General features: G+C 42.3%; 20 protein-coding genes and 1 riboswitch. Of the genes, 18 read left to right on the top strand and 2 right to left on the bottom strand.

Annotation, left to right across the window (positions count from 1 at the left end; all coding sequences use genetic code 11):
- The first annotated feature begins 83 nt into the window (after positions 1–83).
- From ACQ4KW_RS01180 to ACQ4KW_RS01190, 3 genes are all read left to right on the top strand, one after another.
- Positions 84–1,061 carry an LCP family protein gene (locus tag ACQ4KW_RS01180; protein ID WP_430884729.1) on the top strand — a complete coding sequence of 326 codons (978 nt, stop codon included), beginning with the start codon at positions 84–86 and terminating at the stop codon, positions 1,059–1,061.
- Positions 1,062–1,257: 196 nt separating this feature from the next.
- The gene (locus ACQ4KW_RS01185) at positions 1,258–2,544 is read left to right on the top strand and encodes a chloride channel protein (protein ID WP_430884730.1); all 1,287 of its coding nucleotides are present in this window, start codon (positions 1,258–1,260) and stop codon (positions 2,542–2,544) included.
- A 200-nt stretch (positions 2,545–2,744) separates the two neighbouring features.
- Positions 2,745–2,832, top strand: a riboswitch (glycine riboswitch).
- A gap of 116 nt (positions 2,833–2,948) precedes the next feature.
- Positions 2,949–3,989 (top strand): PTS sugar transporter subunit IIC, encoded by a 1,041-nt coding sequence (locus tag ACQ4KW_RS01190; protein WP_430884731.1) that lies wholly within the window; start codon positions 2,949–2,951, stop codon positions 3,987–3,989.
- A 194-nt stretch (positions 3,990–4,183) separates the two neighbouring features.
- On the opposite strand, the gene murC is transcribed toward ACQ4KW_RS01190, so the two are convergent.
- The gene (gene murC, locus ACQ4KW_RS01195) at positions 4,184–5,563 is read right to left on the bottom strand and encodes a UDP-N-acetylmuramate--L-alanine ligase (protein ID WP_430884732.1); all 1,380 of its coding nucleotides are present in this window, start codon (positions 5,561–5,563) and stop codon (positions 4,184–4,186) included.
- A 347-nt stretch (positions 5,564–5,910) separates the two neighbouring features.
- Here murC and purR point away from each other — a divergent pair, with 347 nt between their 5' ends.
- The 9 genes from purR to ACQ4KW_RS01240 all read left to right on the top strand — a co-directional run bounded on the left by purR (position 5,911) and on the right by ACQ4KW_RS01240 (position 17,463).
- Positions 5,911–6,720: a pur operon repressor gene (purR, locus tag ACQ4KW_RS01200; RefSeq protein WP_430884733.1), complete on the top strand. Its 810-nt coding sequence runs from the start codon at positions 5,911–5,913 to the stop codon at positions 6,718–6,720.
- A gap of 161 nt (positions 6,721–6,881) precedes the next feature.
- Positions 6,882–7,208, top strand: coding sequence for a septation regulator SpoVG (gene spoVG / locus ACQ4KW_RS01205; protein WP_430884734.1), 327 nt, complete (start codon positions 6,882–6,884; stop codon positions 7,206–7,208).
- Positions 7,209–7,536: 328 nt separating this feature from the next.
- Entirely contained in the window at positions 7,537–8,910 is a 1,374-nt protein-coding gene (gene glmU, locus ACQ4KW_RS01210; RefSeq protein WP_430884735.1) for a bifunctional UDP-N-acetylglucosamine diphosphorylase/glucosamine-1-phosphate N-acetyltransferase GlmU, read from the top strand.
- Positions 8,911–8,961: 51 nt separating this feature from the next.
- Positions 8,962–9,912 (top strand): ribose-phosphate pyrophosphokinase, encoded by a 951-nt coding sequence (locus tag ACQ4KW_RS01215; protein WP_430884736.1) that lies wholly within the window; start codon positions 8,962–8,964, stop codon positions 9,910–9,912.
- A 161-nt stretch (positions 9,913–10,073) separates the two neighbouring features.
- Complete coding sequence (locus ACQ4KW_RS01220) at positions 10,074–12,155, top strand: methyl-accepting chemotaxis protein (RefSeq protein ID WP_430884737.1); 2,082 nt, start codon at positions 10,074–10,076, stop codon at positions 12,153–12,155.
- A gap of 177 nt (positions 12,156–12,332) precedes the next feature.
- Positions 12,333–12,893, top strand: a complete 561-nt coding sequence (gene pth, locus ACQ4KW_RS01225) for an aminoacyl-tRNA hydrolase (RefSeq protein ID WP_430884738.1) — start codon at positions 12,333–12,335, stop codon at positions 12,891–12,893.
- 38 nt (positions 12,894–12,931) lie between these two features.
- Positions 12,932–13,324: a hypothetical protein gene (locus ACQ4KW_RS01230; RefSeq protein WP_430884739.1), complete on the top strand. Its 393-nt coding sequence runs from the start codon at positions 12,932–12,934 to the stop codon at positions 13,322–13,324.
- The gene (gene mfd, locus ACQ4KW_RS01235; RefSeq protein ID WP_430884740.1) at positions 13,252–16,404 is read left to right on the top strand and encodes a transcription-repair coupling factor; all 3,153 of its coding nucleotides are present in this window, start codon (positions 13,252–13,254) and stop codon (positions 16,402–16,404) included. The genes ACQ4KW_RS01230 and mfd overlap by 73 nt, the downstream gene beginning before the upstream one ends.
- Before the next feature lie 51 nt (positions 16,405–16,455).
- Positions 16,456–17,463, top strand: coding sequence for a peptidylprolyl isomerase (locus tag ACQ4KW_RS01240; protein WP_430884741.1), 1,008 nt, complete (start codon positions 16,456–16,458; stop codon positions 17,461–17,463).
- A gap of 145 nt (positions 17,464–17,608) precedes the next feature.
- Here the strand turns inward: ACQ4KW_RS01240 and ACQ4KW_RS01245 are convergent, their stop codons facing one another.
- Positions 17,609–18,109, bottom strand: coding sequence for a ferritin-like domain-containing protein (locus tag ACQ4KW_RS01245; RefSeq protein WP_430884742.1), 501 nt, complete (start codon positions 18,107–18,109; stop codon positions 17,609–17,611).
- A 182-nt stretch (positions 18,110–18,291) separates the two neighbouring features.
- Between ACQ4KW_RS01245 and ACQ4KW_RS01250 the strand changes: the two genes are divergently transcribed.
- The 6 genes from ACQ4KW_RS01250 (at position 18,292) to ACQ4KW_RS01275 (ending at position 23,290) form a co-directional block, all read left to right on the top strand.
- A complete protein-coding gene (locus ACQ4KW_RS01250; RefSeq protein ID WP_430884743.1) occupies positions 18,292–19,938 on the top strand; it encodes a putative polysaccharide biosynthesis protein in 1,647 nt (548 codons plus the stop codon).
- Between the two features lie 2 nt (positions 19,939–19,940).
- Complete coding sequence (gene mazG / locus ACQ4KW_RS01255; protein WP_430884744.1) at positions 19,941–21,410, top strand: nucleoside triphosphate pyrophosphohydrolase; 1,470 nt, start codon at positions 19,941–19,943, stop codon at positions 21,408–21,410.
- Positions 21,411–21,511: 101 nt separating this feature from the next.
- Positions 21,512–21,790 carry an HU family DNA-binding protein gene (locus ACQ4KW_RS01260; RefSeq protein ID WP_430884745.1) on the top strand — a complete coding sequence of 93 codons (279 nt, stop codon included), beginning with the start codon at positions 21,512–21,514 and terminating at the stop codon, positions 21,788–21,790.
- A 298-nt stretch (positions 21,791–22,088) separates the two neighbouring features.
- The gene (locus tag ACQ4KW_RS01265) at positions 22,089–22,334 is read left to right on the top strand and encodes an RNA-binding S4 domain-containing protein (RefSeq protein WP_430884746.1); all 246 of its coding nucleotides are present in this window, start codon (positions 22,089–22,091) and stop codon (positions 22,332–22,334) included.
- 23 nt (positions 22,335–22,357) lie between these two features.
- A complete protein-coding gene (ftsL, locus tag ACQ4KW_RS01270) occupies positions 22,358–22,687 on the top strand; it encodes a cell division protein FtsL (RefSeq protein WP_430884747.1) in 330 nt (109 codons plus the stop codon).
- Positions 22,688–22,771: 84 nt separating this feature from the next.
- Positions 22,772–23,290, top strand: coding sequence for a S1 RNA-binding domain-containing protein (locus ACQ4KW_RS01275; protein ID WP_430884748.1), 519 nt, complete (start codon positions 22,772–22,774; stop codon positions 23,288–23,290).
- Positions 23,291–23,359 lie beyond the last annotated feature (69 nt).

Here is a 23,359-nt window from a genome sequence, read left to right on the forward strand (position 1 = left end):
AAAATGTAAACACGGACTTTTCTATATATGATAAAATGAAACGTAGTTTTGGGCAGGAGTATAGCCCACGGAAGGGGATAGAGATGAAGTACTATTTAAAAATTTTCCTGATCTCGTTCCTATGCTTTGCTGCCATGTTCGGTTCTGCGATATATGCTTTCACTCAATTTGCACCTGAGCCGGAAGCGGCCGTTCCTGACAAGAGCACAGAAACGATAGAAATTGGTATAGACAGACCTGAAGAAGAGGAAGTCGTAGACAATAGGACAGAGCTTCAAAAACTTGTTGATGCAAGTGGCCGGATCAATGTTCTTGTATTTGGTACAGATGGCGCACGTGCAGATACCATCATGCTTGCCAGCTATGACCCTGATGCTCAACAGGTGGATGTTCTATCAGTTCCGCGAGATACGTATCATTATGTGCCGGGGCATGAGCGTAGCGATCAGAAAAAAATCAATGCAGTGTACGGGTTGGGTAATGACGATGGTGGCTCCCTTGGAATGAAGCAAGAGATTGCCAACTTGTTAGGGATACCAGTACATTATTATGTAAAAGTAAGTTACAATGGCGTGGCAGACATTATTGATCTCATTGGTGGTGTGAAGATAAACGTACCATTTAACATGAATTATGACGATGAGTATGCCGATCCGCCTCTTCATATTCACATTAATAAAGGGTCGCAGGTTCTTGATGGCACCAATAGTATGAAATATTTACGCTGGCGTCAAAACAATGACGGCTCCAATCAAACGGGAGATATTGGCCGTATTAAAAGACAACAGGATTTCGTTATCGCTGCTGCGAAAAAAGCCATTAGTCCAAGACTTCCCGTTGTCATAAAGACAGCCTTTAGTTATGTCTATACGGACATGGGCATTAATGATGCTATTTATTACGCCAATAACCTGGTTGAGTTCAATACAAATAATATTGATACCTATAGACTACCAGGGGAGTGGACGGGCTTCTACTATGTTCACGATCCAGCAGAGACAGAGACGATTCTTGAGGAAATCTATTCCAAGGGTCAAGAAAAGTCGGAAGACACCCAGTAATTTGAGCCGAGGCTAAAGAAGACACTTAAACGCACCTTGATGGATGTTTGCAATGAAAGCAAATGACATGAGGTGTGTTTTTTATTTTGGGGGGTGGGTTCTGCCTAAGGAAATCCCAGACTTAATTTTACTGAGCCTGTCATTCTAATGAATTGTTGGTATAATGTTCATAGACGAAGTGAGGGGAGGTGTTAGAGTGAGCAAAGAAAAAAGCCATTTGTCTCTGGTTAAATTGGGCCTTGTCATCGGAGGCATAACGGGCCTTCTCAGCACAGGATTCAATTATAGTGTGCAAAAACTCATTGAGATCATGATGCTCTACCACCCCGTGTCCTTTAAAAGCAGGATGATTCTGATTCCCATTGTGGGAGGTCTCTTTCTTGGATTAATACATAAATATTTTATTGGTGAAGCGGACTATGGATTTGGTGTTTCTGGTGTTATGGAAGAAATAAAATCCATCAACAACTATTTGATGAAACCCTTGGTGGTCTTGGCAAAAACCTTTTCAACGATCTTTACATTGGCTATAGGTTGGTCAGCCGGAAAGCATGGTCCCATTGTTTACATTGGCGGTGCAGTAGGGTCTTGGATTGGATACACCTATAATTATTCAAGGGATCATATTAAAATCCTCATAGCATGTGGTGTGTCAGGCGCCCTAGCCGGTGTTTTTAATGAGCCTATTTTTGCAACCCTTTTTGTTTTAGAGGTCATTTTACACCGGGACTATTTGAAATACTTCACCCCTGTTACGGTTTCGGCGATTTCAGCGTCGGCTGTGACCCATGTGATCGGGCGTGATCAACGGTTTATACATATTGAAGGGGTCTTTAACATAGCAAGTGATATGGAACTGGTCTGGATGGTTGTTCTAGGTCTTGCCATGGGACTTGTTGCAGTGGCCTACATACGAACTTTGAAAACAACCCGACAGATTTTCTCGAAAATTCAGTCCCCGGTCCTGAAGGGCCTTCTTGGGGGTGGCATTATATCGGGGTGCGGATATTTTCTACCTGAGCTCTATGATATTCACCTCAATTCCACTGCGAAAATTGTAGAGGGACAATTTGGACTGAAAGTCTTAATACTCTTGGTCATAGGGAAAATAATACTAACAGGCATCACCCTTGGAGCTGGTGGCGTTGGTGGCGTATTTTCGCCAGGCCTTTTCATAGGTGCAGCCTCAGGGTATATCGTTGGTATGGGAATCGACATTTTGCCTTTTTCAAGCATAAGCGGTCCGGATACCTATGCTGTTGTCGGTATGGCTGCCATGTTTGCTGGTTTTGCGAACGCGCCTTTGTCAGCCACCTTGCTTGCTGTTGAGCTTACGGGGCAAGAGGGGCTGATTCTTCCGTTCTTAATCACAACAGTGGTGGCTAGTGTGGTCACAGAGGCTATTCAAAAGGATAGTATTTATGGACACTCCAATTTTGTTTGGGCTGGTAAAGAGACGATTTCTGATGAAAAAAATTCATAAATGACCTCAGGGTAAATTATTGAATTAATTTATATTTAAAGGCTGTAACAATTGTTGAAATTGCAAGTCTTTCCGTGTTAATATGCATTTGAAGCAAATATAGTCGTGGATGATGGCATATTGAAGAAGCGTAAGCTACCGTAGGAGAAAGACATGTTGGCTTAACCATGTTGAAACTCTCAGGTCGAAAACAGTATGTCGGACATATCCCTGGAGAGAACCGATCAGGTCATCGAAGAAGCAACCCTTAATGGGGAAACTTTCAGATAAAAGGACAGGGAACAAGAGCATCTTATTTAGGTGTTTTTGTTCCCTGTCCTTTTTTTGTTGTAAACCTATAGTCAGGCTGGCGCCAGTATATGAGGGGGTAAAGGTCGGGCTGTCAAAACAGAGGAGGCATAATTATGGAAATCATCAAGGGGATGGGTATGTTGGGGATCACACTCATCATATTCTCAGTGTTTAGTTTTAAGGCGCCAAAGGGGCAGAAAGCCATGTCAGGGCTTGCAGGTGCAGCGGTGGCCACTTTTTTAGTGGAAGCCATTCATAAGTATATTAGCGGTGATTTTCTAGGACTGGCCTTTCTTGGACAAGTGGGCGGTGTTTCAGGGTCTATGGGAGGCGTTGCAGCGGCAACGATCGTATCCATGTATCTTGGTGCCAGCCCAATATATGCAGTGACTGCAGGCGTGGCCTGTGGTGGAACGGGTATATTGTCAGGATTTTTAGCGGGCTATGCAGTGGGTCTTATTGGACCTGAACTGGAGAAGAGGCTGCCAAGTGGTCTAGATATTATTGTGGGAGTGCTTTTGATTGCACCTTTTGGAAGACTGATTGCTACAGCAACGGCCCCTTATATTGACACCACACTTGGCATGATTGGAAATACCATAGCTGTAGCAGCCCAGCAGTCTCCAGTTATTATGGGTTTTCTTCTGGGAGGGATTATTAAAATGCTGTGCACTTCCCCACTCAGTTCCATGGCCCTAACAGCTATGCTTGGGCTTGATGGGCTAGCTATGGGAATTGCATCTATAGCATGTGTGGGTGGTTCGTTTACAAATGGCATGGTCTTTAAGCGCTTAAAGCTAGGGGAAACATCCAATATGATTGGCGTTATGCTAGAACCCCTGACCCAGGCTGATGTTGTCACAGCCAATGCACTTCCCATTTATATGAGCAATTTTATAGGTGGAGGCCTGGCGGGAATGATGGCAAGTTTACTGGGCATCATAAACAATGCGCCTGGCACAGCGTCACCAATTCCTGGTCTAATTGCTCCGTTTGCCTTCAATGAACCAATCGTTGTTGTTCAGGCTATTGCACTTGCCATTCTAGGTGGACTTGCAGGGGGGCTCATCGGAACACAGCTTTATATGGCCTTAAGAAAAGTCGCGCGCAGTGTCAAAGAAAAATCCAGTACAAGACGCGGTGTGGCTGTTTAGGAAGTGTAAAGAACGAGGTTGATAGGCTAAACTGTTGATGAAATCAATAGGATATTAGAGAGCAGACATAAAGAAATCCCGGCTGGAGCTCATGTGAGCTCATAAGGCCGGGATTTGTGCTATAGCTTTAAATCGGCAATGACGTTTAAAGTCTATTTACTATTTTGTATTTGGGTGATTCAAGCCGAAGGCTTTTATTTGCTATCCACAATTTGCTGGCCCAGTTTATAAATGTCACCAGCACCCATTGTGAAGATTAAATCGCCTTCCTGAGCGTGCTCAGCTAGATAAGTCTTTATATCATCAAAAGAAGCGATGTAAGTAACCTTTTTGCCCTCTTCTCGTATTTTCGCAACAAGGTCCTTTGCATGGACCAAGTTTTCATCCTTTTCTCGTGCTGCGTAAATGTCAGTGACAATAACCTCGTCAGCGCCAGAGAAAGCGGTTGAGAATTCATGAAGGAGTTCATGAGTCCGTGTATAGGTGTGTGGCTGGAAAACACTGAAAATTCTGTTGTGAGGTACCTTATCGGCAGCCGCTAGTGTGGCCTTGATTTCTGTTGGGTGATGGGCATAGTCATCAATGACACGTGCGCCCTTAAAATACCCCAGATCTTCAAAGCGTCGTCCTGCATTTGTAAAGGTCTCAAGGGACTTGGTGATGATTTCACATGGAATGCCAATATGATGGGCAACCGCAACAGCACTTAGGCCGTTATAAATATTGTGTTGGCCAGGGATGCTTAAACGACAGGTCATAATCACTTGACCATTGAAGGCCACATCAAACTGTGGCAGACCCTTGTCATTAAATGTAATGTTTTTGGCCTGATAGACAGCGTCTTGAGTGATGCCAACTGTAATGACGGGACATGTTACATGTCCAATGACCTTTTTGGCATTGTAGTCATCTGCATTGATAATGAGGGCACCTTTTTTAGGAATTGACTGGGCAAATTTTACGAATGAACGCAGAATGTGGTCCAAGTTCTCAAAATAATCAAGATGATCTTCGTCAATATTTAGGATGACGCCATGTGTGGGTCTGAAGTTTAGGAAACCGTCCTTGTATTCACAGGCTTCCATGACAATAACATCGTCACTTTTTCCGATTTTTGCATTGCCACCAAGAATGTCAAGATGAGCACCTACAAGAAGTGTGGCATCCTCTTCTGAATGTGCAAGAATCACAGACAGCATAGACGTTGTCGTAGATTTGCCATGAGCACCAGAAATGGCAATGCTTTTTTTATACTGATCCATGAGCTCGCCTTGCATTTCGGCCCGGTTCAGTGTTGGAATTTCGAGTTCTTTTGCCTTTAAAAGTTCCACGTGGTCATCGCCAATGGCAGCCGTGTGTACAACAAGGTCTGCACCGACCACATGGTCAGGATGATGTCCAATATGAATTTTAGCCCCTTTTTTTGTAAGACGCTCCGTAATAATGGACCCTTTTAAATCGGAGCCCGTTACAATATACCCTTTTGCAAGTAGGATTTCTGCAATCCAACTCACACCGACACCGCCAATACCGATTAGGTGAACGTGTCGTGTATGCCCTTTAAGTTTGCTCATTTTATTCGCTCCCAATAGCTCTAGGATTATCTTCAGTAATTAAACCCGAATCAATCATGCTCTGTGCATCGCACACACGTACCACTTAGAAATCGTTCTTTTCGCGGTGCGTAAGCATTTCACATTTAGAATACGCGTGTAAGATTTCATTTTTAATGATGATAGCACGGAAATTATATCATAATTCAAGTGTATTGAAAAATATTGTAGGAACTTACCACGGGACTTTAAGTTGAAATTAATAATAATTACGAGGGAATGTTCGGATTTCTATTGAATAATATCCCGAAACCGAATAAAATGTTATACAAGAATACGAACATTCGGAGTGTGAATCCATGAGTAAAATGAAAAGAAACGAACGAATCGGTGCCATAGTAAAAATTTTATGTGACAGACCAAACAAAGTGTATACACTGAACTATTTCACAGAAATGTTTCAGTCAGCAAAGTCCACCATTAGTGAAGATCTTGTGATTGTCAAAAAACTAATGGAGAACCTGTCCCTAGGACGGGTGGAAACTATTGCAGGAGCTGCAGGCGGTGTAAAATACATCCCGTATGTGAGTCCTGAAAAGAAAAGGGAGCTTGTTGATGAACTCTGTGAAGTCATCAGTGATCCCAAGCGAATCATTCCAGGCGGCTTTGTTTATATAGCGGATTTGCTCTATAATCCGAGCTATGTGAAGCGTGTGGGCGAAATATTTGCAGAAAAATATGCAGAAGCTTCCATTGACTATGTTATGACAGTGGAAACAAAGGGTATACCATTAGCAATGATGACTGCAAGCCATCTAAATGTGCCCCTAGTGATTGCAAGACATAAAAACAAGGTGACAGAAGGCTCGACGATCAGTATCAACTATGTGTCGGGATCAACAGGTCAGGTTCAAACCATGTATGTTTCCAAGAAGGCTATTAAGCCAGGGTCAAACATCTTGATTGTTGATGATTTCATGAGAGCGGGGGGCACTGCAAAGGGCATGGCAGACCTAGTCAAAGAACTGGATTCCAATGTAAGTGGCATAGCTGTTTTAATTGAAACGCTACAGCCTAAGGAAAAAATGGTAAAGGGACATATCTCTATACTTATTCTTGATGAGTCAAATAAAGAAAAGGTTAGAGTGTTTCCAAGTGACGGACTCATGAGCTTATAACTTTGCCCGGTTAAGTTATAGGCATATTCTCAAAATGACGAAATTTTTAGATTATTTCAAAAATTTTCACTGATTTTGAAGGAAAAAGTGTTCCTTTGCCGAATAGTAAAAAATACGCATTGATTGACCAATGATTCGGCAGAAAGGTAGGGAACGCACGTATGAATGTAACCGATGTCAGAATTCGAAAGCTTCGAGATGAGGGTAAAATGAAAGCCGTGGTTTCCGTGACGTTTGATGATGCATTTGTTGTTCATGACATCAAAATCATTGAAGGACAGAACGGTCTTTTCGTAGCGATGCCAAGCCGTAAAATCGGTGAAGCAGATTACCGCGACATTGCACATCCTATTAATCAGGAAATGCGAAATTTGTTGACAGATGTCATTTTCGAGGAATACGAAAAAGCGAAACACTTATCAGAATCAGAAGAAACAGAAGAAACAGAAATTGAACAAACAGAAAATGTTCAAGAAGCAGAGCAGTAAGTCCAGTGACTTAGCAGTAAGTCTCTTGACTTAAAAGAATACAGGCGTTTAAGGTCAGGTGAATTGTCACCTGGCCTTTTATCATGCTGTTTATAATGAGGGCATTTGATGTTAATTAGTCTGAGAATAGACAGATCAATATTTTTTCTTGAAATCATAACAATTCTGAAAAAACACTCGTAATCTGACCACAATGATGTATAATAGTGGAGGCTTTAGCATATGAAAAGGAAGAAAAACTCTTTTTTGTTCGGATGACAGTCTTTCGCATTCGAAACACGAACATGATATAATGCGCTTAGATTCGTGATAATAGGGAGGATATATAATGAGTCAATTGATGTCAATTATTCTTGCAGCTGGTGCAGGGACTCGAATGAAGTCAAAAATACCAAAAGTATTACATAAAGTAAGTGGCCAAACCCTTGTCGACCATGTGGTGGACGCTGTTGAGGAAATTGGTTGCAATCACATTGTGGCGATTACAGGTCATGGCCGAGAAGAAGTGGAAGAACAGCTTCAAAGCCGTGGTGTCAAATTTGCCCTCCAGGCCGAGCAACTAGGCACGGGGCATGCTGTTCAAATGGCAGCTGACCACATTGGTGATGATGAAAACGTACTTATATTATGTGGGGACACACCACTACTTGAGCCTGCTAGTCTTAAAGGACTCGTGGATTTAATGGTGGAGAAAAATTATAGTGGCGCCTTACTGACAACCTTTGCCCAGGATCCAACGGGTTATGGCCGGATTCTTAGAAATGATAAGGATGAGGTTGTTGGCATAGTGGAACATAAGGATGCAACAGATGAGCAAAGAGCCATTAAAGAAATCAACCCAGCCGTTTACTGCTTTAAGGGTGATGTTCTTAAAAAGGCCCTTGGTGAGCTTGATAATAACAATGCACAGGGAGAATACTACCTTACAGATGTCATAGGCATTATCAGGGGGTATGGTCATGTCATTGGTGGCTATGCCGTTGAAGATGCATCGCAAATGTTAGGGGTTAACTCACGTGTTCAACTTCATGAAGCAGAACAAATTATGCAGTCGCGTATTTTAAATAAGCTTATGATTGAAGGTGTTACAATTATAAATGCAAACAACACTTATATAGAAAAGAAAGTTCAAATTGGACGTGACACGATTATATATCCGGGATCATATATTACAGGAACCACGACAATTGGTGAAGACTGTCATATTGGACCAGATGCCCGCATTGAAAATACCAAGGTGGCAGATCGTGTTGAAGTGAGATCGTCAACATTGCTTGACAGCTGTGTGGATGATGATACAAAGGTTGGACCGTATGCATATCTTAGACCAAAGAGCACAATTGGCAAGAATGTAAAAGTCGGTGATTTTGTAGAAGTGAAGAACTCAACGATTGGAGACAATTCGAAAGTCTCCCATCTAGCATATATAGGCGATGGCGATGTTGGTCAAAATGTGAACATCGGGTGTGGCGTTGTGTTTGTAAACTATGACGGTAAAAACAAGAACAGAACCACTGTGAAAGATGGTGCTTTTGTAGGTTGTAATGCCAATCTTGTGGCACCGGTTACAGTTTCAGAAGGCGCATATGTTGCAGCAGGGTCCACAGTGACTGAAAATGTTGAAGAGAAATCTTTAGCCATAGCCAGAGCCAAACAAGTCAATAAGACAGGTTGGGTTGAAAAGAAAAACCTATTAAAATAAGAGGCCAAAAGCCCCTTACGTAAGTCGTTTCAGTGATTTTGGGAGGTCAAAATGCATAGCAAGGGAAAAGCAATTAAAATCTTCGCGGGTAACTCAAACAATGAGCTAGCAAAAGCGATTTGTGGCGAACTAGGTGTTCCGCTGGGTGATGCGGAAGTTACCAACTTTAGTGACGGAGAAATTGCTGTAAACATCAAGGAAACAGTTCGTGGCTGTGATGTTTACGTGGTACAGTCTACATCTCGTCCAATGGTTAACCGCTATCTAATGGAACTGCTAATTATGATCGATGCACTTAAGCGTGCATCAGCTGGTCGTATCACAGCAGTTATTCCATACTACGGATATGCACGTCAAGATAGAAAAGCCAAAGCGCGTGATCCAATCAGTGCAAAACTGGTAGCAGATCTTATTACAGCAGCAGGTGCAGACCGCATGCTGACAATGGATCTTCATGCTGCTCAGATTCAGGGCTACTTCAACATTCCTGTGGATCACCTTGTTGGTGGACCAATTCTTTCAGAATACTTCGTTTCAAAGAAACTTGAAGATGTAACAGTTGTATCGCCAGACCTTGGGAGTGTTACGCGTTCAAGAGCTTTCGCAGACCGTCTCGATGCACCGATTGCCATTATAGATAAGCGTCGCCAACAAGCCAATGAATCAGAGGTTATGAATGTTATTGGTAATATTGAAGGTCAAACGTGTATCCTGATCGATGATATGATCGATACAGCGGGGACGATTTGCAACGCAGCCAATGCTCTGATGGAACGTGGCGCAAAAGAAGTCTTTGCATGTTGTACGCACGGTGTGCTTTCTGGTCCAGCCCTTGAAAGAATCAAAGGATCAGTGATCAAGGAACTGGTTGTTCTTGACACCATCTATCTGGATGAGTCCTTTGACATTCCAAATCTTAAGCAACTTTCAGTGGCGCCGATTTTTGCAGAATCAATCAGAAGAATTTTCCACAATGATTCTGTAAGCAAGCTGTTTGACTAAAATACAGCATAAATTTCATAGCCTTAAATATAAGCTATAAATCATTTAACCCCCAGTGCATGCACTGGGGGTTTTATTTATATTTATAAATATTTGTCGGAGGCCGAGTGTGAAGGGGTAAGAATCTTTTGAGACAAATATCTATGACAGGAGGGATTAAGTTGGCAGATAAGAGCAAAAAAATAGGGAAATCTGAAAAGAAACAAAAAGCAAAGAAACCTAGACGTGACAAGAAAATGAATGGAATGAGGCATAGAAGCATTGGAACGGTGATTATGATCATGTTTATGGTTGTCATAGTCACATCGCTGAGTGTCCTGGGATATATTTCATACTGGACAGGCACCAATATGCTTAAGAGCAATTTCAAGCAGATGACAGGGGAACTCTTAACCAGTGTGGAAGAAGCCACAACAAAGTATTTAAACCAGTTTGAGTTTATTGTGGACTATCTGTCAAAAGACTCCAATGTCCTGAGTGTAGACACCTTCTCGGATTCAGAAGAGTGGCTTATAAAGGTTCTAGATAATGTGCTGGAGTCACAATCAGATGTTTTAAATGTATACTATGCCCCTGATGCTGGTGGATTTTATGTTCGTCCGGCTTCAGAGCTTCCAGAAGGTTTTGACCCACGCGAGCGACCGTGGTATCAAGACGCTAAAAACGCTGGTGGTGAAACCGTATGGACGGATCCATATCAAGACACAGCAACCGGACAAACAGTCGTGACGGTTATTAAGGCTGTTTATGACGGCAATAAGTTTGATGGTGTTATTGGTATAGACGTCTCTCTTGCTAACATTTCAGAAATGATGAACGGTATTAAGATCGGCAAGAAGGGGTACCCAATCCTTATGGATGCAGAATTAAACACAATGACCCATAAAAATCCTGATCTCATTGGAAGCGCACTTCCTATACCGACTATTGAGGATGCTATGACAGCCAATGAACATGGATCGATAGATTATCAGTGGGAAGAGGATGACGGTCTAAAGGACAAGTTCGCTGTTTTTGGGACTGTGCCTGTTACAGGTTGGCGGATTTTAGCGACCATGTATGAAGACGAAATTGAAGAAGAAACCGCAAAGATTCTTCAAAATATCCTTTTCGTTGGTATTTTCGCTGTCATACTCAGTTTGCTGGCAGCATGGATATTCTCCAAATACATTTCAAAGAATGTCAATTCCATCCTTTCTGGAATGGAACTTGTAAAGCAAGGGGATTTGACAGCAGAACTTAAAGTCACATCTAATGATGAGTTGAAAGTACTCAGCCGTTATATTGAAGACACCCTTGATGAACTTGGGAGCCTCATTGGTAATATTAAAGGTGTTTCAGAGGATATCAACCATGCGGCTGAAAATTTGGCGGCCACATCAGAAGAAACAAGTGCTTCGGCAAGTGAAGTTTCAAGAACTGTTGAAGACATTGCAAGGGGGGCACAAGATCAAGCAGAGGACGCTGAAAAAGGCGCTATGATTGCCCGTCAGCTTTCAGATCGATTCAGAGAACTTACGGATAATATGGATAGAATGAAAACGTCCGCAGAGGAAGTGGACTCAGCCAATCAAGGTGGAACAAAAGCCATACATGGCCTGCGTGAAAAAAGTCAGCTCACCGACGAGGCCAACAATCAAATTGGTGTGGTTATTGATGAACTCAACAATAAGACCCAAGATATTGGCGCCATCCTCGATACGATCAGTTCCATTTCCGAACAGACAAATCTACTCGCCTTAAACGCATCAATTGAAGCGGCACGCGCCGGCGAACACGGCAGGGGATTTGCGGTCGTGGCTGAAGAAATCAGAAAACTGGCTGAAGAATCTGCCCAGGCGACTGATAAAATCAGGGATATTGTCATAAATATTCAATCAGATAGTGAAAAGACGGTTAAGAGTATGGGCAATGTGAGACGGATCAGCGAAGAGCAATCAGAAGCGGTTAAAGAAGTGAATGAGTCCTTTGTTTCCATTTCAAGATCCATTGAAGGCATACTTGATCATATTCAGGCCATTTCAGGAAATGTCAACGTTCTCAATGATGACAAGGAAGAAATCGTGTCTGCCATTGAAAACATTTCAGCTGTTTCAGAACAGACAGCTGCAGCGTCTCAGCAAGTCACAGCCACAGTGGAACAGCAAAACATTGCTGTTGATGAAGTGGCCCGGGCAGCTGAGCAGCTGAACTACATGTCAAAGAACATGAATGAGAATATCAGCAAATTCAAGATTAAATAATGGACAATAAAGGTGTATAATGAGAAAGGGAAAGCCCGGGCAACCGGGCTTTCCCTTGCAAAAAAACAAGTGAGGTATTAAATCCTCGTGAGATTTAATGCCCTTTCCTTGAAAGTACATACTTACTTTGGTATAATGAGCGCCGCAAAGTATGTCATATAGAAAAGAGGTGGGCGCATGTACGTGGTTGTAGGTCTTGGAAATCCAGGCAAAAAATATGAAGGAACACGTCACAATATAGGATTTGACGTTCTTGATTATTTAAGTGTAAAACTGGATATTCCAGTGAATAAAATTAAGCATAAGGCACTGATCGGTGAAGGGCGAATGGGCACAGAAAAAATACTTCTGGTCAAACCCCAAACATATATGAACCTAAGTGGAGAGTCCGTTATGTCGATTTTAGAGTATTATGATGTACCAATGGAAAATCTCATTGTTGTATATGATGATATCGACACAGATCCAGGTAAAATCCGCATTCGTAAAAAGGGAAGCGCTGGAACGCACAATGGTATGCGTAATATTATATTCCTTTCAAAAGACGACAACTTCCCAAGAGTGCGCATTGGCATTGGACGTCCAAGCGGTGGACGAGACTTGGCGGATTACGTTATAGGGCGTTTTTCCAAAGAGGAAGCCAAAGCCATGATTCCTGTCGTTAAAAACGCTGGAGACGCCATAGAAACCATGATCACTGACGGTGTTGATCTTGCTATGAACCGGTTCAACGGTTAGACGGGAGCAACCCAATGATAAATGCATTATTTCAACCAATGGAAAACGCAGTAGCCACGAAGGCCCTGGTCCGCAGTCTGGATGAGGGTTATCAAACGATCTCTGTAACAGGTGTTTGGGGAACTTTAAGTGCTCAAGTTATTGCCTTTACAGATAGAAAAGTGGATTCGGGGAGCCTCGTCATAACAGGTTCTGCCAAAGAAGCCAAGGCCCTTGTGGATGACCTGAATGCTTTTGGCAGTGAAGCCATGTACTTTCCAGCAAGGGAAATGGTCTTTTTGATGTATATGCCCATTCCAATCAAATTGTTCACGATAGGATCCGTGTCATTGAAAAGCTCCTTCGTGGAGAAAAAATTGTGGTGGTTACAACGGCAGAAGCACTGCTCATGCGATTGCCAGCTAAGCGATACTGGGAAATTAACCGCCTGAAATTTGTGCTCGGCCAGTCCAATGATCTTAAAATGTGCCTTCATACCCTTGTGAATATGGGCTATGAAAGCGTGGACATGGTTGAGTCAAAGGGACACTTTAGTCTCAGGGGTGGTATTTTAGATATTTATGCACCAAATATGGAAGACCCTATCCGTATAGAGTTTTTTGATGACGAAGTGGATTCTATAAGGGCCTTTGATCCTTCAACACAACTGTCACAAGATAAGATGGAAAGGGTTGAGATTGGCCCTTGTCGCGAAGTCCTTTTAGACGACGAAGTTCGAAAAAGACTCTCAGATAAACTGACAAAACGTATTTCTACAATAAAAAATGAAGAGCTTGTGGCAAAGCTTAAAGAACTCAAAGAACATGTGAATGAAGAAATTTATGTAGATGGTCTGGACCGATATTTTGATCTCATGTATGAAGAAGATGCAAGCTTAATGAACTTCCTTGCTAAAAGAACGCCAATCTTCATTTCAGAGCCAAGTCGGACCCATGAAAGGGCAGACCGATACATTAATGACTATAAAGAACGTTTTAAAAATTATTTTGAACGGGGCGCCCTCCTGGCGGACCAAGTCAACAATATATTCGGATATGACCGGGTGCTTGGTGATTTTGACAACCATCCAGTCATATTAATGGACAACTTAACAAAGCGCATTGATGACTTTAGACTGGACCAGATTATACACTTTCAGTCTGTTGAAGCCCCTCTTTTTCACGGCAAGAACAAGGCCTTGGCTGAGGAACTCATACAATGGCAAAAGAGAGATTACCACACAGTTTTAGCTGTTTCAGGAGAAGAAAAGGCAGAACGCCTTAAAAACATTCTTATAGATTATGATGTCAGTGCCATTGTGGCCAAAGACATTGAAACCGCTGTTTCCACAGGCCAGGTCATTATATGTCCTATGAACCTGAGTCATGGCTTTATATTAAGAGATATTCGTTATGCTGTTCTTACAGATAAAGAACTTTCCGGTGTTCACCGAAAGAAACGAAAGAAGAGAAAAACAGGTCAACTGATAAAGTCCTTCAACGAACTATCTGTTGGAGATTTTGTCGTTCACGAAGCCCATGGTATAGGCAAATATGTGGGCATAGAACAACTTGTGGTTGACAGTCAGAAGAAGGATTATATGCGGATCACATATTCCGGGGATGATGTGCTTTACATTCCTGTTGAAAATATGGATCTCATTCAGAAATATATCGGTAACGAGTCAGCGAAAACCAAACTGAGCAAACTCGGTGGTGCTGAGTGGAAACGTGCAAAGGCAAAAGCGCAGAAATCCATTGAAGACATGACCGATGAACTTCTAGCCATCTATGCGGCAAGACATGGTCGAGTGGGATACGCTTTTGGTGCAGACACCGAATGGCAAAAGCAGTTTGAAGACATGTTCCCATATGAAGAAACCCCTGACCAGCTCAAGTGTATCCGTGAAATCAAGGTGGACATGGAGAAACCAGCTCCGATGGAACGTCTACTGTGTGGCGACGTTGGTTACGGTAAGACAGAAGTGGCCATTCGTGCTATTTTCAAAGCGGTTATGGATTCCAAGCAGGTGGCCCTGCTGGTACCGACAACACTTCTTGCCCAGCAGCATTATGACAGGCTTAAGGCAAGGTTTTCGAAATTTCCAGTTAAGGTGGAGATGTTAAGCCGGTTTAGAACGGCCAAGCAACAGGAAAAAATTACAGAAGACCTTCGCGCAGGCGTACTTGACGTTGTTGTAGGCACCCATAGGGTCCTTTCCAATGATGTACAGTATAAAGATTTGGGTCTGCTTGTAATCGATGAGGAACAGCGTTTTGGTGTCAAACACAAAGAAAAGATTAAAAAGTTAAAGGAATCTGTAGACGTTCTAAGTTTAACGGCCACACCGATTCCGAGGACTCTTCACATGTCTATGATTGGTATTCGGGACATGAGTCTGATTGAAGATCCGCCTGAAGACAGATACCCAGTGCAAACCTATGTGACAGATTACGATGAAAATCTGATTGCAGAAGGCATTGAAAGGGAAATTGACAGGGGGGGACAGGTTTTCTTTGTTCATAATAGGGTCAGTGACATCGATCAAGTCACTGCTCGTCTTCAAAAGCTTGTTCCAGACGCTAAAATTAGATTTGCCCACGGTCAGATGAGCGAAGTCAAACTGGAAAAAATGATGATGAATTTTTTGAATCATGAGTTTGATGTGCTGGTTTGTACAACCATTATAGAAACGGGCCTTGATATATCCAATGTGAATACCATCATCATTAACGATGCAGATAAAATGGGTCTATCTCAGTTGTATCAGCTTAGAGGCCGGGTGGGCAGAAGCAATCGTATAGCCTATGCCTACTTAACGTATGCACGGGACAAGGTGCTTACGGAAGTGGCTGAAAAACGATTAAAAGCGGTCAAGGAATTTACAGAGCTTGGTTCTGGATTTAAAATTGCCATGCGCGACTTGGAAATTCGAGGGGCAGGCAATATTCTGGGCGCGGCTCAAAGTGGACATATGGCAACTGTCGGATACGAAATGTTTGTTAAAATGCTTGAGGAAAAAGTCCGTGACATCAAGGGGGAAGTTTCCTCTGCGCCGGTTGATACTCTAGTAGAGTACAACATCAGTGCCTATATTCCAGACACATTTGTAACCAATCCTCAACATAAACTAGAGCTTTATAAGCGAATTTCGTCCATACGCGATCAGTCTGATGCCTTTGCCATAGAAGAGGAAATTGAGGATCGCTACGGAACACTGCCAACGGTGGTTTATAACCTTATTAGGATATCCTATCTGAAAGCCCTGGGCATTCAGTCAAGAATTTTGCTCATTAAGGAAGAAGGCAATACTTTCCGTTTTGAGTTTAGGGATGCAAAGGATTTAAAAGCAGAAACGATCGCCCTGGTGACGCAGAAATATGGCAGACGAATTCACTTTAATGCAGGTTCAAAGCCATACTTCCAGTATAGGTTCCTCAAAAAAGCCATTTCAAGAGAAAATAAATTGCTTGAACTGATTACAGTCATGGAGGATATTGTCGGTTTCCAGAACGGTCAATATGAGATATAATAATGTTTGGAGCACTTATATGCGAGAATTTATACAGAAATTGACTAAGGAGTGAAAAGTAAAATGGGCTTTAAGAAAAACATTGCACTGGCACTCACGCTGCTGATGCTGGCTGCAACGTCTCTGACAGGATGCCAGCCCCAATCAGGTGGGGATGGGTCATCTGCGGGGGCATCAAAGGAAGTTGCTGTAGCAACGGTAAACGGGGATGTTGTATCAAAAACAGCGTATGATAATAATTTTGCGCTTATGGAACACGCTTACAATGATATGTTTGGTGAAAATATCTGGACCCAGGAAATTGGTGGACGTCCAGTAAAAGAAATTGTTAAAGAAGAACTTCTTGAAAATATGATCCGAGAAAAACTGATTATGGCCTATGTTGATAAAAGTGGATATGAGCCATCAGAAGAAGAAATCAAGGAAGCCTTTGATAACTTCAAAGAGGTTTTAGAGACAGATGAAGAAACAAAATCTTTCTATGAGGAAATGAGCTTTGGTGATGATTTTATTAAAAATCAAATTAAGTCTCAGTTCTATGCTGAAGAGTTTAACAATATGATTCGTGAAGACATTAAGCAGGATGAAGAAAAACTGAATGCCCTTTACGAAACGGAAACGGTTTTAGTGAGTGCAAGTCATATCCTCGTGAATGATGATGCCACTATGGCCCTTGTTCAGGAAAAACTTGACGCAGGCGAAGATTTTGCAGAGCTGGCAACAGAGTATTCTCAAGATCCTGCCAGTGCCTCAAACGGTGGCAGTCTGGGCTACTTCCCACGTGGGAAGATGGTACCAGAATTTGAAGATGTGGCCTTTAATCTTGAAGTGGGCGGCATCAGTGAACCGGTTCAGTCACAGTTTGGTTTCCACATCATAAAGGTGGATGACGTTCAAACCATTCGTGACCTAGAAGAAACAGGTGCCTCAGAAGAGGAAATTGAAACATATAAAAAGTCCATTGTCGATTCACTCTCGCAGACAGCCTATGCTGAAAAGGTCAAAGAACTCCTGGACTCAGCAGAAGTTGAAAGATTTCTTGAAAAAATAAACGACTAATATAGACCTGTAATTCTATAAAGGGTCTAAATTAGAAGACTATAATGAAAAACATAAGAAAAGCTGGTGTTTACCAAAGGTAAGCACCAGCTTTTTATCGTCTTATTCTAAACCAAATTTATATACTTTAATTTGGCACTGAATTTTATTTATGATAGTCAAACATAAGTTGAAGATCTTCTGCTAGACCTTGCAGGTCTTCTTCGTGTTCTACTTCATCTTTAAGGATCTGCATTGCCATGTCGTAAGTGATAAAATCCACGCCGTTGGTTTCCTTTAAAAGATTGTTGTAGACATCAATAGCACACTGTTCGCCCTTGATGTTTTGCTCTAATATAGCTTTTACAAAAGGATCTTCTGGCGTTTCATAGCCGCAAGTGGTCCATTTTTTCCAGTCATCAGGTGTAAGAACAGGTGTGCCGCCCAGCTGAACAATTCTGTCTGCAACCATTTCAGCATGTGTCATTTCTTCAGTGGCGTGTTGAATAAGTTCTGCTGCAATGGCATCCTTCATCGGGCCTTTTATGATTTTTGCCCCAATCCAGTACTGGTAGTGAGCATACCACTCATCAGCTAGAGCCTTGTTAAGCAGTTCAAGGATTTTGTCTTTTTTATCCCCTACAAGTTTTTGTCCATATGTACCCATTATATAACCTCCTTGTGATTCTTATGTATTGTTTAAGACCGCAACTAAACTATTCATACCCAAGTTGGAATGATTATAACAAGAGTTTTGAATGAAGCTAGACCTTTCACCCCATGATGGCTTCTGATATAATGGTTATGTTTTAGTAACTCAGGGCAATGCCCCTGACACAGGAGGAAATGATGACGAAAAAAACAGGACAATCCTTTATGAAGGGTGCCGCTATTCTTGGGGTTGCAGCAATCATTATAAAGGTTATGGGCGCCTTTTTTAGGATTCCCCTTGCGAATCTAATTGGCGATGAAGGTATGAGTTATTATCAGACAGCCTATCCTATGTATAACTGGCTGATTGTTATATCAACGGCAGGTTTTCCAGCAGCGATTGCTAAGACGATTGCAGAGAGAAATGCTGTAGGCGATTATTATGGGGCCCACAGGGTCTTTAAAACCATTTTAAAACTTATGGCGGCAGTGGGCTTTGTGGGCATGCTTGTTATGATGCTCGGTGCAGAATGGGTGACGACATATGTTAAGAACACAGGGGGATATTATTCTTTTCTTGCCCTTGGTCCGGCCATTCTATTTGTAGCCGTCATGTCAGCTTTTAGAGGCTACTTCCAAGGACTTCAAGATATGAAGCCCTATGCTTTTTCACAAATTATTGAACAATTTTTCCGGGTTGGTCTAGGGCTTGGTCTTGCCTTTATGCTCTTTGGAAAAGGGCTGGAGTTCGCTTCGGCCGGTGCCACATTTGGGGCCACTTCAGGCGCCTTTTCAGGATTCTTGATCATTTTTATCTACTACCAACGTATGAAAAAGAAAGGTGCGCTGGGGGACATTGACAACAAACTCCCAAATCAACCGGAAGAATCAGAGAAAGAAATTATTGGCAAGGTCATGAAAATTGCCATTCCGATCACAATTGGTGCATCAGTTATTCCTATTATGACAATGCTTGACCTCTTTATTGTTATGAGGCGACTGCATGATATAGGGATTGTGGAACAGGCCAATGACCTCTACGGTCAGCTGACAGGATATTCTCAGACCCTTGTCAACTTGCCCCAGACGGTTACAGCGGCGGTTCAAATTAGTCTTGTTCCTGCTATTGCAGCCCTTTCAGCCCGTCGAGCTGGTAAGGAAATGAACGAAACCATCGAAGCGGGTCTGCGTCTTGGTCTTATCATTGGACTGCCTTGTTCCCTCGGTCTGGTGACATTGGCCGAACCTATTATGAAACTGCTTTATCCCATGCAAATTGAAATTGCATCTAGCACAGGTTCCATTTTAGCCATTTTAGGGTGGGGGGTGCTTTTCCTCTCCATGTATCAGGTCACAACGGGTATACTACAAGGGCTTGGAAAGCAAAATCTGCCTGCGCGCAATCTTTTTATGGGAGCGATCTTAAAGGGCGTTTTAAGTTATACACTGGTAGGTATTCCGGCCCTTAACATTCGTGGTGCGGCCATAGCGACTGTGAGTGCTTTTGCATGTGCGAGTATTCTCAACTTTGTCAGCCTTATGAAAATTGTTGATTTCAAACCAAACTGGACAAAAATATTCTTTAAGCCAGCCATTGATGGTGCTGTTATGGTTGTTGCCGTAAAAATAACATACTTCATTGTGAACAAACTGGCCCTTGGTGGATTTGGGGTCTTAAATGCAGGTCGTGTGGCGACGGTTGCAGCTGTAGCTGTTGGTGGATTGACTTTCCTCATTATGATCTTTGTCACAAACACTCTAACAGAGGAAGATATGGATATGATGCCCGGCGGAAGCAAGCTTAAGAAAATTTCTAGAAAGCTCAGCTTTAGAAAGGCGGTTTAGATATGAATAGAACCATAAAAGTGGTGGGTCTTGGACCTGGAGGGATGAATTACTTGACCCTTGAAGCTCTTGAGACCCTTGAATCAGCAGGACTTGTTTACCTGCGAACAGAAAAACACCCCGTGGTAGATAAGCTAAGAGAACGGGGCATAAATTTCGAGTCATATGACGCTTATTATGAAAAATACGAAACCTTTGAAGAAGTGTACTGGAATGTTGCAAAAGATGTGGCCGAAAAATCTGAAAAAGGGCCTGTGGTATATGCTGTACCGGGCAATCCTTTTGTGGCGGAAAAAACGGTGGAACACCTTCAGACCCTTGCCCTTGAAACGGGTATTGACATAGAGTTTGTCCACGGTGCAAGTTTCATTGATGCCATTGTAACCCGTCTGAAAAGAGATCCAGTTCATGGGCTTAAAATAATGGACGCCATGCAGATTGAAGCCCAGATTCCTGATGTGACTATGGACAACCTGATCATTCAAGTCTATGACAGGATGATTGCCTCAAGGGTTAAACTGGCCCTTGGCAAATACTATGAAGATGACCAAGAGGTTATAGTTGTGAGAGGGGCAGGCATACCAGGGGAAGAGCGTATAGAAAAACTTATGCTTTACGAACTGGACCAGAAGGAAGACCTGCATGACCACTTGACATCCCTATACATTCCTGGCATTGCCATGGATGGGGAGAGAAAAAGGTTTTTTGAAGACCTAGTGGGCATTATGGAGATTCTAAGATCACCGGATGGTTGTCCGTGGGACAGAGAACAAACCCATGAGAGTCTCAAGCCTTACCTGATTGAAGAGGCTTATGAAGTTCTAGATGCCATTGACAGACAAGACTTATATGAGCTTGAAGATGAACTGGGCGACCTTCTTTTGCAAGTTGTTTTCCATGCGGCTATTGCTGAAGAACATGGATACTTTAACATTCATGACGTTACAACAGCCATAAGCAATAAACTCATACGTCGTCACCCGCATGTTTTCTCAGATGTGAATGTGGATGATTCTGACCAAGTCCTCACAAATTGGGAGGCCATTAAGAAAGAAGAGAAAAACGAAGACATGCATGTTGAGTCTATGGAACGAATACCAAATGGACTTCCTGCCCTCATGCGTGCCTATAAGATTCAAAAGAAGGCAGCAAATGTCGGATTTGATTGGGATGACATTAAAGATGCCATTGCAAAAATCCATGAAGAGCTGGATGAATTCTTAGAAATTTATGAGTCAGAAGACCAGGAAAAAATCACAGATGAACTCGGTGATCTTTTGTTTGCTGTTGTAAATGTTTGCCGTTTCCTTAAGGTTAGACCAGAGGTCGCTCTCAGCCATACCAATGAAAAATTCCTAAGAAGATTTCGTTACATAGAGGAGAAAACACTGGAAAAAGGTAAAATTTTAAACAATATGACCCTTGTTGAGATGGATAATCTGTGGAACAGCGCAAAAAAACTGGATTTGTAGCAAAAAATATTAAAAAAAGTATTGATAAAAACCGCAGTTTCAATATAAGATATAAATAGCCAATGTGAGCTAGAATTTCAACTGATTGAGGAGGTTTTACTGTGAATAAGGCGGAACTGGTAACAAGTATGGCAGAAAAGTCGGGTCTAACTAAAAAAGACGCGGAAATGGCTCTGAATGCTTTTATGAAATCTGTTGAAGAGGCACTAGTAGCTGGAGATAAAGTTCAGCTTGTAGGTTTCGGTACTTTCGACGTTCGTGAGAGAAAAGAAAGAAAAGGCCGTAACCCAAGAAATCCTGAACAAGTTATTGACATCCCAGCATCTAAAGCACCTGTTTTCAAAGCGGGTAAAGCTCTTAAAGAACTAGTTAACAAGTAATAAAAGTTAAAAGCAGCCTCGCTGCTTTTTTCTTTATATTAGAAAGAAATCACTTTTTTTCTAATATGTCCCTAGTGGATTCACAGCCTTCACTCGTGGAAATCCTTCTATGGAGTAACCGAGTGTGGGTTTTGTGAATGGCTTGGGTGGGATCTGGTGACAAGAAATCTACGAAATTTGAGTGACAGGCCGTAGCTAGACCATATATGAACCGACTGTGAGTATCTATATATGGTGTCGTTATGCCCTGGAGTTAAATTCTATAAATGGCGAGAGCCACTGAATATGGAGGCGGACTATGAGAGTGGACAAATATCTTAAGATCTCCAGATTGATCAAAAGAAGGACTGTGGCAAAAGAAGCCTGTGGACAGGGCCGAATTCTAATCAATGATAAAGCGGCCAAGCCGGGATCGGAAGTTAAGGTAGGCGATATTTTGACTCTGGGCTTTGCGGCTAAGACAATAAAAGTGGAAATATGTGATATTAAAGAACACGTTCGCAAGGAAGAGGCGACAGACCTGTATCGCCAGCTTCAAGATTAGCTGGAATCAGAAAGGGTATTAGCATGAAAGGAACAAGACGGTTTCTAAAAAGAAATAGGGTCGTTGTTTTATTTGCAGCTTTCTTTCTCATATATGTGGGTGTGACATTTGTAAGGCAAGAGATCAAGTTAAGACAGCTGAAAGTTGAACAAGCGGCGTGTCAGGAGAAAATTCTCTTACTCAATGAGGATGTCAAAGAACTTGAAGGAGAACTTGAAAATGCTTCAAGTCCTGAGACGATTGAGCGAATTGCAAGGGAAAAGTTGAAGATGGTCAAGCCGAATGAAATTATATACATTATTCAAGATGATGACACGCAGTCGGAAAGTGTTGTGTCAGAAGTTTCTGATTGATTCTTTCTGCCAGTAGCGTGTATAATATTTGAGGGAGCTATACCCTGTATTGTTTTTCAAGAACTTAAGGAGGATAATTTTTTTATGGCCATCGAAGTGGGTAAGATTTTCGAAGGGACGGTAACAGGACTGGCGAAGTTTGGTGCATTTGTTAAACTTTCAACTGGTGAAACAGGTCTTTGCCATATTTCCGAGATTGCTGACGACTATGTTAAAGAAGTTGCAGATCATTTAAAAGAGGATCAAGCGGTCAAGGTTAAGGTTCTATCCGTAGACGAAAAGGGAAAAATCAGTCTGTCTATCAGACAAGCGTCAGAAAACGGTGCATCAAAAAAGCCAAGTGACAGAAAAACAGGCCCAGACAAAGCACAGCAGAGTCGACCGCCACGCCGTGAAGACAAGCCAAGTGGAGGCGGTCGTCCAAGTCAAAACAGACCATCTCGCAACCAATCGCAAGATTATGGAGCAAGACGTCAGCAAAAACCAAAAGACTTTGAGAGCATGTTAAATGGTTTTATGAAGTCTTCTGATGAAAAGTTAAGAGATGTGCGAAAAGCAGCTAAGTCATCGGGGCGAAAAGGCAACGGTCACGGCACTAGATAATTGCACGAACTTCAAAATCAAAGCTTAAGGCCAGACGATCTTCCTTTGGGAAAGAATGTGCGCTGGTAT

Source organism: Tianxiuia mixotrophica, assembly GCF_050596425.1.
Classification (GTDB): Bacteria; Bacillota; Clostridia; order Peptostreptococcales; family Acidaminobacteraceae.